Annotated in this window: 8 protein-coding genes; 7 read left to right on the top strand and 1 reads right to left on the bottom strand. The window is 67.1% G+C overall.

Features of this window, described 5'->3' with window-relative positions:
• The first annotated feature begins 42 nt into the window (after nucleotides 1-42).
• The 5 genes from AC0CH8_RS09410 to AC0CH8_RS09390 all read left to right on the top strand — a co-directional run bounded on the left by AC0CH8_RS09410 (nucleotide 43) and on the right by AC0CH8_RS09390 (nucleotide 10950).
• Nucleotides 43-3864, top strand: coding sequence for a PAS domain S-box protein (locus AC0CH8_RS09410; RefSeq protein ID WP_465239663.1), 3822 nt, complete (start codon nucleotides 43-45; stop codon nucleotides 3862-3864).
• Nucleotides 3865-3921: 57 nt separating this feature from the next.
• Nucleotides 3922-6000, top strand: coding sequence for a beta-galactosidase (locus AC0CH8_RS09405; RefSeq protein WP_465239662.1), 2079 nt, complete (start codon nucleotides 3922-3924; stop codon nucleotides 5998-6000).
• An 82-nt stretch (nucleotides 6001-6082) separates the two neighbouring features.
• On the top strand, nucleotides 6083-6847 hold the full coding sequence (locus AC0CH8_RS09400) for an SDR family oxidoreductase (RefSeq protein WP_465239661.1): 765 nt from the start codon (nucleotides 6083-6085) through the stop codon (nucleotides 6845-6847).
• 52 nt (nucleotides 6848-6899) lie between these two features.
• Nucleotides 6900-8138, top strand: coding sequence for a chymotrypsin family serine protease (locus tag AC0CH8_RS09395; protein WP_465239660.1), 1239 nt, complete (start codon nucleotides 6900-6902; stop codon nucleotides 8136-8138).
• A gap of 67 nt (nucleotides 8139-8205) precedes the next feature.
• On the top strand, nucleotides 8206-10950 hold the full coding sequence (locus tag AC0CH8_RS09390; protein ID WP_465239659.1) for a DUF5695 domain-containing protein: 2745 nt from the start codon (nucleotides 8206-8208) through the stop codon (nucleotides 10948-10950).
• A gap of 28 nt (nucleotides 10951-10978) precedes the next feature.
• Here the strand turns inward: AC0CH8_RS09390 and AC0CH8_RS09385 are convergent, their stop codons facing one another.
• Entirely contained in the window at nucleotides 10979-11302 is a 324-nt protein-coding gene (locus AC0CH8_RS09385; RefSeq protein WP_465239658.1) for a YciI family protein, read from the bottom strand.
• Between the two features lie 244 nt (nucleotides 11303-11546).
• On the opposite strand from AC0CH8_RS09385, the gene AC0CH8_RS09380 reads away from it, so the two are divergent.
• Nucleotides 11547-12824, top strand: coding sequence for an NAD(P)-dependent oxidoreductase (locus AC0CH8_RS09380; RefSeq protein ID WP_465239657.1), 1278 nt, complete (start codon nucleotides 11547-11549; stop codon nucleotides 12822-12824).
• Nucleotides 12821-14266 carry an NAD-dependent succinate-semialdehyde dehydrogenase gene (locus AC0CH8_RS09375; protein WP_465239656.1) on the top strand — a complete coding sequence of 482 codons (1446 nt, stop codon included), beginning with the start codon at nucleotides 12821-12823 and terminating at the stop codon, nucleotides 14264-14266. Before AC0CH8_RS09380 ends, AC0CH8_RS09375 begins: the two co-directional genes overlap by 4 nt.
• The last annotated feature ends 13 nt before the right edge of the window (nucleotides 14267-14279 follow it).

Genomic DNA, 14279 nt, shown 5'->3' with positions numbered 1-14279 from the left:
TTTCCGGCTGCCGAGACCGGCTTGGGCTGCTAGCCTCGCGCAATGGATGCGCACGACATTGCGGCCCCGGCCCGCCGTACCCCGCTCAATCCCGCATCCTGGTCGGAGGCGGAGCGGATCGCGGCGCTAGAAATTTATGCGATCCTCGACACCCCGCGCGAACCCGATTTCGACGACTTGGTCCGGCTGGCGGCGGAAACCTTCGGAGCGCCAATCGCGGTCGTGAACCTGGTGTCGACCGATCGCCAGTGGTTCAAGGCCGAGTTGGGGATCGGCGAGCGCGAACTGCCGCTCGACGTGTCGATCTGTGCGCACGCCATCCTCCAGAACGACGTCATGGTCGTGCCCGATACGCGCTCGGACGAACGCTTCGCGGCCAATCCGCTGGTCACTGCGGAGGACGGTGTTCGGTTTTATGCGGGGGCGTTGCTGCGTAGTGCGAGTGGTTTGCCGATTGGTACCGTTTGCGTGCTCGACCGAGTGCCGCGGCCGGAGGGGATTACGGCGCATCAGCGGCTGGTGCTGGAGGTGTTGGCGCGTCAGGTCGTGACGCAGCTGGAGCTTCGCCGCGCGTTGAGGGAGCAGGAACGGCGCGGCGAGGAACTCACCCGGACGGTCGCCCGGCAGCAGCAGGCGGAAACGGCGCTGCGGGCGATCGAGGAGCGGTATCGGCTGGTCGCGCGCGCCACCAACGATGCCGTCTGGGATTGGGATTTCGCGACCAATCACGTGATCTGGAATGCTGCGCTGGCGGCCCATTACGGTTACGAGCCGGACGAGGTGGAGCCGACCGGCGAGTGGTGGATCGCGCACATCCACCCCGATGACCGTGAACGGATCGACGGCAGCATCCACGCTGCGATCGACGGCGGCGCCGAAAGCTGGAGCGGCGAGTATCGGTTCCGCCGCTTCGACGGCAGTTACGCCAGCGTGCTGGATCGCGGCCATGTGATCCGCGACGACGATGGCGTCGCGCAGCGCATGATCGGCGCCATGCTCGACATGACCGAGCGTCAGGAGAACCGCGCCGCGCTCGCGAGGAGCGAGGAACGGCTGCGAATGGCGACGGAGGCCGCCGATGTGGGCTTCTGGGACGTCGACGTGGTCGCCGACGTGCTGATCTGGCCGCCGATCGTGAAGCGGATGTTCGGGATCTTCGCGGACGTGCCGGTGACGATGCAGGATTTTCGCGAAGGCGTTCATCCGGAGGATCGCGACCGAACCTTCGCCGCCTATGCCGCCGCCTGCGATCCCGACCGGCGCACGCTCTACGATGTCGAATATCGCGCGGTCGGCAAGGACGACGGGGTCGTCCGCTGGATCGCCGCCAAGGGCCGCAGTCAGTTCGATGAGCATGGCCGCTGCATGCGGATCGTCGGCACCGCCGTCGATGTGACGGAACGCAAGCGGGCGGAGGACATCCTTCGCACCAGCGAGCGGCGCCTGCGTTTCCTGCGCGACCTCGACGAGACGCTCCAGGCGGCGACCGACGCCCCCACCGCCATGCTGGCCGCGGCGGAGCTGCTGGCGCGGCATGTCGATGCCTCCCGCTGCGCCTATGCGGATGTCGACGCCGACAGCGACCGTTTCTTCATCCGCGACGACTATGTCGCGCCCGGCATCGCCAGCTCCGCCGGCACCTACAGCCTGGACCTGTTCGGATCGCGTGCCGCGGCCGACATGCGCAAGGGTCGGACGCTGGTCGTATCCGACGTTCCGGCGGAACTTGCCCCGGCCGATGGGCGCGACATGTTCCTGTCGATCGGCGTCGGCGCGATCATCTGCTGCCCGCTGGTCAAGGACGGGCGGCTGGTGGCGATGATGGCGGTGCATCAGGATCGCCCGCGCACGTGGCGGGGCGAGGATGTCGCCCTGGTCGAGACCGTGGTCGAACGCTGTTGGGCGCACGTCCAGCGCGTCGGCGCGGAGGCGCGGCTGCGCGAGAGCGAGGAACGCTATCGCACCCTGTTCGAGGCGGTGGATGTCGGCTTCTGCGTGGTGGAGATGAGGTTCGAGGGCGACCGCGCCGTCGACTACCGCTTCGACGAGGTGAACCCCGCGTTCGAACGGCAGACGGGCCTGACCGGGGCCGTCGGTCGCTGGATGCGCGACATCGTACCGGAGCATGAGCAACACTGGTTCGACGTTTACGGCCGGGTCGCGCAGACGGGCGAGCCTGTGCGGTTCGAAAACGGCTCCGGGGCGATGGGCCGCTGGTTCGACGTGCACGCCTTCCGTCCGAGCGACGCCGATCCGAACCGCGTTGCGATCCTGTTCAACGACATCAGCGCGCGTAAGCAGGCCGAGGATCGGCTGCTCGACCTGAACGAGACGCTGGAACGGCAGGTGCTGGAGCGGACGACCCAGATCCGCCAATATCACGATATCGTTGAATCGACGGGCTCGCCGATCTGCGCGTTCGATGCTGATCTGCGCCTGATCGCCTTCAACAAGGCGCACAATGACGAGTTTCGCCGCGTCAACGGCTTCGACACGAAGCTCGGCGATGTGTTTCCCGACCTGTTCATACCCGAACAGCGGGAGGTGATACGCGGACTGATGCGGCGCGCGCTGGACGGCGAGAGGTTCACGATCGTCGAAACGTTCGGCCGTCCCGAACTGGGTCAGCCCGCCTGGGAGATCACCTACACGCCGCTGCGCGACGACAGCGGCCGGATCATCGGCGCATTCCATCTGGCGAACGACATCTCCGATCGTCTGCGCGCCGAAGCCGATCTCGCGGTGACGCAGGAAGCTCTGCGCCAGAGCCAGAAGATGGAGGCGATGGGCAGCCTGACCGGTGGTGTCGCGCATGATTTCAACAACCTGCTGACGCCGATCGTCGGCAGCCTCGACATGCTCCAGCGCAAGGGACTGGGCGGCGAGCGGGAGCAGCGCCTGATCGCCGGTGCGATCCAGTCGGCCGATCGCGCCAGGACGCTGGTCCAGCGGTTGCTGGCGTTCGCGCGCCGGCAACCGCTCCAGCCGCGCGCCGTCGACCTGAAGGCGCTGGTGGGCGGGATGGCCGATCTGGTCGCCAGCACGTCGGGTCCGCAGATCAAGCTGGACGTCGAGGTCGCGAACGACCTGCCCGCGGCCGTCGCCGACCAGAACCAGCTGGAGATGGCCATCCTGAACCTCAGCGTGAACGCCCGCGATGCGATGCCGGAGGGTGGCAGGCTCAGCATCACGGCGCGCCCCGCCACGTCGGACGAGGCGCAACGGGCAGGACTCCGGTCGGGCCATTATGTGCGGCTGGCGGTGGCGGATACGGGCACCGGTATGGACCCGGATACGCTGCGGCGCGCGGTAGAGCCGTTCTTTTCGACCAAGGGTATCGGGAAGGGAACCGGCCTGGGGCTGTCGATGGTCCACGGCCTTGCGGCACAGCTCGGCGGTGCACTGACGATCGACAGCCGGCCGGGGCTTGGAACCGCCGTCGTCCTGTGGCTGCCGAGTACCGATGCCAGCCCGGATGGCATCGAGCGTGCCGACGAGGTGGCCACCACGCCGCGCGCGGGATCGGTGCTGGTCGTGGACGACGAGGAACTGGTGCGCTCCAGCACCGCCGACATGCTCGCCGATCTGGGCTATGCGGTGATCGAGGCGAACTCTGCCGAGGATGCGCTCAGCCGGCTGGATGCCGGGTTGCGGCCCGACCTGCTCGTCACCGATCATCTGATGCCGGGCAAGACCGGCACCGAGCTTGCCCGCGACGTGCTCCGCCGGCTGCCGGCCACGCGCGTCCTGATCGTATCCGGTTATGCCGATGTCGAAGGGATCGCGCCCGACCTGCCGCGGCTGGTGAAGCCGTTCCGTCAGGCGGACCTGATCGCGATACTGGCGGAAGCCGCCAGCCACTGACACGGTGTTGTCGTTCCGAACCAGCGCCTTATACTCGGACAAAATGGAGTGACGGCGATGCGGATTCTAGGTGCGGTCGGACTGTCGGTGACTGCTGTCGTATCGCTGCCGGCCGCAGCTCAGTTGCCGGACACGATCCTCTACGGCGTCGCCTATTACGACGAATACACGCCGGTCGACCGCGTCGACGAGGATGCGCGGATGATGAAGGCGGCGGGCATCACGGTCGTCCGCATCGCGGAGTCGACATGGGGAACGCTGGAGCGGCAGCCGGGAGTTTTCGACTTCAGCCATGTCGATCGGATGCTGGCGGCGATGCATCGTCAGGGCATCAAGGTCATCGTCGGTACGCCCACCTATGCGGTGCCGACGTGGTTGGCGCGCACCCATCCGAACGTGCTGGTCGTCACGCCGCAGGGTCGCGCGGAGTATGGCCGGCGGCAGAACATGGACATCACCGATCCAGACTACCGCGCCGCGTCGGAACGCGTGATCGTCGCACTGATCGATCACGTGAAGGATCATCCCGCCGTCATCGGCTATCAGCTGGATAACGAGACCAAGGCTTACAATACCAGCGGCCCGAACGTGCAGACCGCATTCGTCGCATCGATGAAGACGAAGTGGCCGAGCCTCGATGCGATGAACAAGGCATACGGCCTCGACTACTGGAGCAACCGCATCAACAGGTGGGAGGACTTCCCCTCCGTCAACGGATCGATCAACGCCAGCCTGTCGAACGCCTTCGCAACGTTCCAGCGCAGCCTCGTCACCGACTTCCTGACGTGGCAGGCGAAGCTCGTGCGCGCGCATGCGAAACCGGGCCAGTTCCTGACGCAGAACTTCGATCTCGGCTGGCGCGGTCATTCGTTCGGCATCCAGCCGGAGGTCGATCACTGGAAATCGGCGAAGCCGCTCGATATCGCGGGCATCGACATCTATCATTCCAGTCAGGACAAGCTGACGGGGGCGGAAATCGCGTTCGGCGGTGACGTGACCCGATCCATGCGCAACGGCCAGAACTACTTGGTGCTGGAGACGGAGGCGCAGGGTTTTGCGCACTGGACCCCCTATCCCGGCCAGTTGCGCTTGCAGGCGTTCAGCCACTTGGCGTCGGGTGCGCAGATGGTCGAATACTGGCACTGGGCAACGACCGCCAATGCCATCGAAACCTATTGGCGCGGGCTGCTGTCGCAGGATTACAAGCCGAATGCCGTCTATGCGGAGGCATCGACGGTGGGTGCCGACCTGAAACGCATCGGCCCCAAGCTGGCGGGCATGACCAAGCGCAACCGCGTCGCGATCTACGTCAGCAATACCGCGCTCAGCGCCTTCGACTCGTTCAAGCCGGACGGTGGCGTCGACTACAATCAGGTGCTGCGGCCGTTCTACGATGCGCTGTATCGGATGAACGTGGAGGTCGACATCCTGTCGCCGGACTCCACCGCAAAGCTGGACGACTACAAGCTGATCGTGGTGCCCGCCCTCTACGCGGCCAGCGATGCCGAGATCGGCCGGCTGAACGACTTCGCCAAGCGCGGCGGCCACCTGCTCTATACGTTCAAGAGCGGCTTTTCCGACGAGAACACCAAAGTGCGCTACGCGACGCAGCCCGGCGCGATCGCGGAGGCGGCGGGCGTCAGTTATCAGCAGTTCACGATTCCGGAGGGCGTCACACTCGACGGCGATCCGTTCGGCGTCGGCGAGAAGGACAACACGGCACGCTGGTGGATGGAGATGCTGACCCCCACCACCGCCAAGGTCGTCGCGCGCTACAAGCATCCGTCGTGGCCCGCGTCCGCGGCGATGACGCGCAACGACTGGGGCAAGGGCGAGGTCAGCTATATCGGCTTCATGCCCAGCGATGCGCTGGTCGAAAGGATCGTCGCGGCGGAGGTCGAGCGGGCGGGCGTGCAGCCCGCTTTGCCTGGCGTTCGTTTCCCGCTGATCGTGAAGGGCGGCACGCTGAAGAACGGGCACCGCGTCCATTACGTCTTCAACTATTCGGCGAGCCCGCAACACCTGTCGTTCACTCGCGGCGGCACGGAATTGCTGAAGACGCGTAAGGTCGCGGCTGGCGCACCGCTTTCCTTAAGCCCTTGGGATGTCGCGATCGTCGAGGAGGACGGCCGCTAGCGCGAGCCATATTTTTGCGGGCATCTTATCGGCCAACAACCGCGCGCTACATCACCCGCTCCACGTCGAAGGAGCGAAGCGCATGAAACCGAGCGGCAATACCATCCTGATCACCGGCGGCGGATCGGGGATCGGTGAGGCACTGGCCCACCGTTTCCATGATGCGGGCAACACCGTCATCGTCGCCGGCCGTCGTCTCGATGCGCTGCAAAAGGCGTGCGAAGATCGCGAGGACATGCACGCGATCACGCTGGACGTGGAAAGCGCGGAGGGTGTCGCCGACTTCGCCAAGCGCCTTCTCGCCGAGCATCCCACGCTCAACGTTCTCATCAACAATGCCGGCATCATGCGGTTCGAGACGTTGGACCGGTCGCGCGACCTTGCGGATGCGGAGGCCACGATCACGACCAACCTGCTCGGCCCGATCCGGCTGATCGATGCGCTGATCGATCACCTAACGCAGCAGCAGGATGCCGCGATCGTCAACGTCACGTCCGGCCTGGCGTTCGTGCCGATGGTCGCCACCCCGACCTACAATGCCACGAAGGCGGCGATCCATTCCTACACCGTGGCGATGCGCCACGTGCTGAAGGACAAGGTCGAGGTCATCGAACTCGCGCCGCCGGCGGTGCAGACCGGCCTGACGCCGGGTCAGGAAAGCCGCCCTGGCTATCAGCCGCTGGACGAGTTCGCCGACGAGGTCATCGCGCTGTTCCGGCAACAGCCGACCCCGCCCGAAATCCTGGTCGAGCGCGTCGGCTTCCTGCGCCGTGCCGAAGCGGAAGGGCGCTTCGACGAGACGTTGGTGCAACTGAACGAGTTCGCCGCCAGGGCGCGCGGCGAATAGGCGGCCGGGGATCGTTCACGCTCCAGTTAGCTTGCCCCGCTAAAGCACAAGGGTGGGCTGGGGCGTAACATCGATCATCGTCGCGGCGGCGATGCTGGCAGCGGGCGGCGCAGCGGCGCAATCCGTTGTCATGCCGCCGCTGCCACCGCCGCCGGCCGTCCTGCAAACCGCCGATGCGGCGCGGATGCAGGATGCCGGTGCGATCGCGGCAAGGTTAGCGGTCACGCCGGAAGAAGCCGCTCGGCAGCTGCGGCTGCAGGAGGCGAGCATCCCCGCGACGGAGGACATCGCCCGCCGCTATGCCGACCGCCTCGCCGGGATCGCCATCGATCATCGGTCGACGTTCCGCATCGTCGTGCTGCTCACCGGCGACACGCCTGTTCCCGAGGAAACGCTGAACCTCGCCGGCGACACCGCGGTCGTCAGCTTCGTCACCGGGGCGAAGGCCAGCCAGACCGAACTGGTGCAGGCGATCACCGCGCATCAGGCGGCGATCCGCGCCAGCCTGATCGGGCCACCGGGGCTCGGCGTCGATCAACGCACGGGCGAACTCGTCGCGGTGGTGTCCGGCCGCGATGTCGAGCGCGAGGGGGTCGAGCCGCTACGTGATCGGCTTGCGACGTTGGCGGGCGTCCCGGTGCGGCTGCGCGTGGTCGATCAGCCGGCGCTGGACCTGCAGGACGTGTCGGGCGGCATGCGACTGATGGGCAGCGTGCCGGGAGATACCCGCCGCTATGTCTGCACATCCGGCTTCGTCGTCACCGACGGCACGCGCGACGCGATCGCCACCGCCGCGCATTGTGCGGACTCGGTCAGCGTCCGCACCGCCGAGGGAGGCGAGGAGGTGCTGGAGTTCGCCGGGCAATGGGGCTGGGGCAACCAGGATGTGCAGATCAACCTCAGCCCCCGCCCCCTCCAACCCGTCTTCTTCGCGGACACCGCCAAGACGCTGAGCCGGCCGGTCACGGGCGCGCGCGGGCGAGCAGCGACGCGGGCGGGCGACATCGTCTGCCACCGCGGCGAGCGGACCGGTTATAGCTGCTCGCTGGTGGAGCTGACCGACTTCGCACCCGCCGGCGACCTGTGCGGCGGTGCGTGCCTGCCGACGTGGACGACGGTGGCGGGGCCGACCTGCAAGGGCGGTGACAGCGGCAGCCCGGTGTTTCTCGGCACCACCGCCTACGGCATCCTGAAGGGCGGCAGCTATCGCACGGACGGCAGCTGCGCCTTCTACTTCTATATGTCGACGGATTATCTGCCGACCGGCTGGCGATTGCTGACCGCGCCTTAGAGCGCCCTTGCTTTGTGGCCGCTGCTCCGACAAATAGCGATGGTATACGGTATTCAGGGGATGCGGGATGAGGATGTTTCGGTCGGTCAGCCTTTGGGCGATGATCGCGGTCGTCCCCGCCCTGCTCGGCCCGGCGGTGCACGTCACGGCACAGGATAAGCCCGCAAAGCCCAGCTACCCGCCGATCGCGACGACGCCGTACCGCGTCGGTACCTTCGCGCTGGCGCTGCGCAGCGACACGCAGACGCTGGCCAGCCTTCGCCCCGATGCCGCTCCCGGCTTCGATTTCGTCCCGTCCGCGCGGGAGGCAGAGCGGGCCGGCGACGGCTATGTCCATATCGGCGACCTCCATCTGCGACTGCGCAGCGGCGGCGGCGAATGGCGTGACTTCGCGTCGGCCAAGGCACGCCGCCCGATTACCGCACTTCCGGCTGCGGCCGGGATGATCGCAGGGGCGGACATCACCGCGACAATGGGCGACGGCCTGCCGCTGACGATCGAACGCCGCTGGATGAACGACAACGGCGTGCCGACGTTGCGTTTTACCATTATCAACAGCAGCGCCGCTCCGGTCGAGATCGGCGCACTCGGCATGCCGATGGTGTTCGACAACATCATCACCGATCGCTCGCTGGACGAGGCGCATGCTCAGGCGAGCTTCGTCGACCCGTATATCGGCCGCGACGCGGGATATCTTCAGGTCACTCGGCTGAACGGCGCCGGCCCCGCCCTGCTCGTCCTGCCCGATGCGGCGAGTCCGCTGGAGGCGTGGCGGCCGATCCTGCAGGACAAGTGGGCGAAGGAGGCGGCGTTCACCGACCGGAGCGACCGCGGCCAGACGTCCGAGGGGTTCTACGACTGGACGGTCGCGAGCAAGGGCTTCGCCGAGCGCGAATGGGCGAAGGCCGCGGAGCAGTGGAATGCGCCGACCAGCTTCACGCTGGCCCCCGGCGAGCGACGGACGGTCGGCGTCCGCCTCGTCCAATCTCCCAGCATCCGCGCGATCGAGACGACGCTGGCAGCGCAGCAGCGGCCGGTCGCCATCGGAATCCCTGGCTATGTCGTGCCCACCGATCTTGAGGCGTCGCTGTTCGTGAAGGCGCCGAAAGCCATCACCAGTCTGACCGTGGAGCCGGCGGACGCGCTGACCGTGACCCGCGCGGGGGAGGTCAACGGCTGGCAGAAGCTGGCGGTGCGCGGCACCGGCTGGGGCCGGGCACGACTGTCGATCGGCTATGCGGACGGCAGCGTCCAGACGGTCAGCTACTTCGTGACGAAGCCGCTGGACCAGACGATGGCGGACATCGGCCGCTTCTCGACGACGAAGCAGTGGTTCGAGGGCAAGGGTGATCCGTTCGGCCGCTCACCTGCGATCCTGACCTATGACCGCGAGGCGAACGCGATCGTGACGCAGGAACCGCGCGTCTGGATCGCGGGGATGAGCGACGAGGGCGGCGGCGGCAGCTGGGTCGCGGCGATGATGAAGCAGCTCGATCACCCCGACGCGGTGCAGATCGCCCGGCTGGAGCGGCTGGTGAACGAAACCGTCGTCGGCGGCCTCCAGGTCGCGACCGGTCCGACCGCGGGCGCGGTGAAGAAGAGCCTGTTCTATTACGACCCGAAGCTGCACCCCGGCTTCTACAATGCGGCGGCCAATTGGAAGACCTGGACCTCCTGGTCGAAGAAGGACGCCGGCGATCTGGGGCGCGCCTACAATTACCCGCACGTCGCGATCGGGCATTGGGTGCTGTACCGCACCGCGCGCAATCATCCCGGGCTGGTCAAGACGCAGACATGGCGCTGGTATCTCGACAAGGCGTACCAGACCACCGTCGCGATGATGCGCGACGCGCCCTATTATGCCGAGTTCGGCCTGATGGAGGGCGACGTGTTCGTCGACATCCTGAAGGACCTGAAGCGCGAGGGACTGACCGCGGAGGCGACCAACATGGAAGCGCTGATGCGCAAGCGCGCTGACCATTGGAAGACGCTGAAATATCCGTTCGGCAGCGAGATGGCGTGGGATTCGACCGGTCAGGCGGAGGTGTATGCGTGGATGCGGTATTTCGGCCATCAGCCGCAGGCGGATGTCACGCGCGAGGTGATCCTGGGATACGACCCGACGGTGCCGAACTGGGGCTATAACGGCAATGCGCGCCGGTATTGGGACTTCCTGTACGGCGGCAAGGTCGCGCGGATCGAGCGGCAGGTTCACCATTACGGATCGACGCTGAACGCCGTGCCGCTGTTCGACGCCTATCGTCAGAACCCGGCGGACACGCACCTGCTGCGCGTCGCATATGGCGGCCTGCTCGGCGGGATCACCAATATCGACCGGGAGGGGTTTTCGTCCGCCGCATTCCACTCCGCGCCCGACATGATGACATGGGATGCGTATTCCGGCGATTACGGCATGGGCTTCTACGGCCACGCGCTGACCGCCGCGACCTATGTCGTGAAGGACGCGCAGTTCGGCTGGCTGGCGTACGGCGGCAACCTGCGCGAGGATGCCGGGTCCGTCACCGTCGTCCCCAAAGACGGTGCACGCAGCCGGCTGTTCGTCGCGCCGGCGGGGGCATGGATCACGTTGGAAGCGGGCAAGATCGCGCAGGCCCGGTACACGCCGGCGACGGGGCGCATCACGCTGACGCTCGATCCCGCAACGCCCACGACCCCGGCCGCGCGATTGTTCGTGGAGGCAGGTGCCGCCGGTGGCCGTGGCTATGCACCGGTCGGCAAGGCGGTGGTACGCGGCGGCTATTCGATCCCGCTGGCCACGCGCTCCACCACGGTCGACCTTACCCCGTCATAATCCGGGCGAAGACCACCCGACCGGTCGCTCACACGGCGGCCGGTCGCTCGCGCTTGTCACCGGACAGACCGGCGTTGAAGTGCCCCTTGGTCATCGGCGTCACGCGGATCGACGCGAACACGCCGTTGACGGTGTAGGGCTCCTCCGCGAGGAACGCCTCGGCCTCGTGACGGCCGTTCAGGTCGATCAGGAACAGGCTGCCGATCTGGTCGTAGCAGGCGTCGTCCCAAAGGGGGCCAGAGAAGAAGATGCGCTCGGCATACAGCTTCAAATAGGCACGGTGGGCGAGGCGATGCTCGTCGCGCAACGGGCGCGATTCGGGTACATCGGTACAGTAAATCGCCCAGATCATTGCGTCGGCCGTTCCATTCTTTGCCAAGGTGTTGACGGTACAGGACCGGACCGGCCGGCATCAAACGAAACTCCTTCGCGCCCACCGCCAAACATCTTACCGCTTGCATGACGTTCCTCATCGATCCGTCCCGGCTTACCCTGATATCGTGCAAGTCCGTGAAACGTCGGACCGCGATGGGGATGAGGATGACGGGCGAAGTGTCGAGTGCCGCGACGAAACTCGGGTCAAGGACCAGCGCACGATGAAGGTGGGCTATATCGGCCTGGGGGCGATGGGTCGTTCGCTCGCCGCGCATCTTCCGAAGGTGTGCGACCTTCACGTCTATGATCGCAGCACAGCGGCGATGGATACGCTCGTCGCGGCGGGAGCCCATGCCGCCAGCTCGCTTGCCGACCTTGCACGCGACAGCGCCTGCATCTTCCTCTGCCTGCCTCGGAGCGCCGACGTCGAAGACGTGCTGTTGGCGCCCGGCGGGCTTGCGGAGTCCCTGGCCGCGGGGACGGTCGTCGTTGACCAGACCAGCGGTATCCCCAGCGAGACCCGCCGCTTCGCCGCGGTGCTCGCCGATCGGGGGATTGCGCTGATCGACGCGCCGGTGGCGGGCGGCGTCCCCGCCGCGATTGCCGGCAGCATCACGATCATGGCGTCGGGCGCGCCGGAAGCCTACCGCAAGGCCCTGCCGCTGATGCACGCGATCTCGCCCAAGGTGCATCGCTGCAGCGACCGGGTCGGCGACGCCCAGGCGCTGAAGTCGATCAACAATATCATCAACGCCGCCTATCGGATGAGCACGCTGGAGATCGTAGCGGTCGGTCGGGCGCTCGGGTTGTCGATCGCAGCGATGACGACGGCACTCGACAGCGGAGGCGGGCGCAACTTCATCACGGGGAAACTCCTGCCTGCGGTAGCGGCGGGGAAATCCTCGACGGATTTCGCCTTGGCGTTGATGGTCAAGGACCTCGATCAGGCGATCGCGCTCGGGGTCGAGGCGGGTGCCGCGATGCCGGCATCGGGCACCGCGCGCGAGATGATACGGCTGGCGTTCAACCTGCTGGGACCCGAAGCGCGGCTGGATGACGTGGTGCCGTTCATGGAGCGTGCGACCGGACAGGGCTTCGCGGCGAAAAGCGCTTCCCCGTCCGCAGCCGAGGCTGGCGCGGCGATCACCCTGATCGAAACGGCACTGGCGGCCAGCAACCTCTTCATCGTTCTGGAGAATGCCGTGGCGGCGGAACGGATGGGTCTGGACCTTACGGCGATCGAGCCGATCCTTGCCAGCGGCTCCGCCTACAGCGCGGCGGCCGCGGCCGCATTCGCCGCCGTTCGCGGGGAGGCGGCCGCCGGGCCGCCGCTGGCCGCCACGGTCGACGCGCTGACGCGGCTGACCGCACTCGGCGCGCAGCACGGCGTCACGCTGATGATGACGAGCACGATCCGCACCGGATATCTTCAGGCCGCCCAGCGCGGCGGCGCGGGCATTGCCGCTCTGGTGCCGAGCCACAGGACGTTCGCACAATGACCGACTACCCCTACCCCCGCGTCGGCCTGCTGATCGACGGCGAATGGATCTACGACCGTCCGGGCGGCGAGGATATCGTCAATCCCAGCGACGAAAGCATCATCGGCCGCACGACCCATGCGACCGAAGCCGATCTGGACCGCGCGCTTGCCGCCGCCGAGCGGGGCTTTGCCGTGTGGCGCAAGGTGTCGCCGCCCGATCGGTCGGCGTTGCTCCACCGCGTCGCCGATCTGGCGCGCGAGCGGATCGAGCTGTTCGCCGCCACGATCACGCGCGAACAGGGCAAGCCGCTCGCCGACGCGCGCGCCGAGGTGATCCGTTCGGCGAGCTTCCTCGATTGGGATGCGGAGCAATTGCTGCGCCGCTACGGCCGGATCGTGCCGTCCGCGCCGCCGATGCAGCAACTGGTGGTGCGCGAACCGGTCGGACCCGTCGCCGCGTTCACGCCGTGGAACGTGCCGCTGAGCGCGCCGTCCCGCAAGATTTCCGGATCGCTCGCCGCGGGGTGTTCGGTCATCATCAAGCCGGCGGGGGAAACGCCCGCCACGACCTGCCTGTTCGCGCAATGCTTCATGGATGCGGGCCTGCCGCCCGGCGTGATCAATATCGTCCACGGCGTTGCCGGCGATATCTCGACCAAGCTGGTGCTGTCGCCGGTGATCCGCATGGTGACGCTGACCGGATCGGTCGGGGTCGGCAAGCAGCTTTCGCGCCTCGCCGCGGAGGGCGTGAAGCCTGCGCTGATGGAATTGGGCGGTCATGCGCCGGTGCTGATCGACGGGGACGTCGATCCCGCCAACGTCGCGGCACAGGCGGTCGTCGCCAAGTTCCGGGTGGCGGGGCAGATCTGCGCATCGCCTACCCGCTTTCTGATCCATCGCGGTGTCTACGACGCGTTCGTCACCGCCTTCGCCGCGGGCGCGGACGCGCTGACCGTCGGTGACGGCTTCGAAGACGGGATCGGCATGGGGCCGCTGGTCAATGGCCGGCGCGTGATCGAGATGGAGCGGCTGGTCGCGGACGCCGTCGCGCGCGGTGCGCGGATCGAGGCCGGCGGACGCCGGGTCGGCAATCGCGGCCATTTCTACGCGCCGACCGTCCTCGCCGACGTACCGCTCGATGCCGAGGCGATGTGGACCGAGCCGTTCGGTCCGCTCGCGCTCTGCACGCCCGTCGACGACATGGACCAGGCGCTGCGCATCGCCAACGACGCGCATGTCGGGCTCGCCGCCTATGTCTTCACCAACGCTATCGACAAGGTCGATCACCTGTGGAGCGAGCTGCACTGCGGCGTCGTCGCGACCAACAGCTTCGCCGTGTCCGGCGCGGAAGCGGAGTTCGGCGGCGTCAAGGAAAGCGGCGTCGGTCGCGAAGGCGGCGAACAGGGGCTCGACGCCTATCAGGTCACCAAGACGGTGTTGAAGCAGATGGTCCGCGCCTGAGCCGGCGGCGCCC

The organism is Sphingomonas sp. AC435, from assembly GCF_979253005.1.
This window is presented reverse-complemented; position numbering and strand designations above follow the sequence as displayed.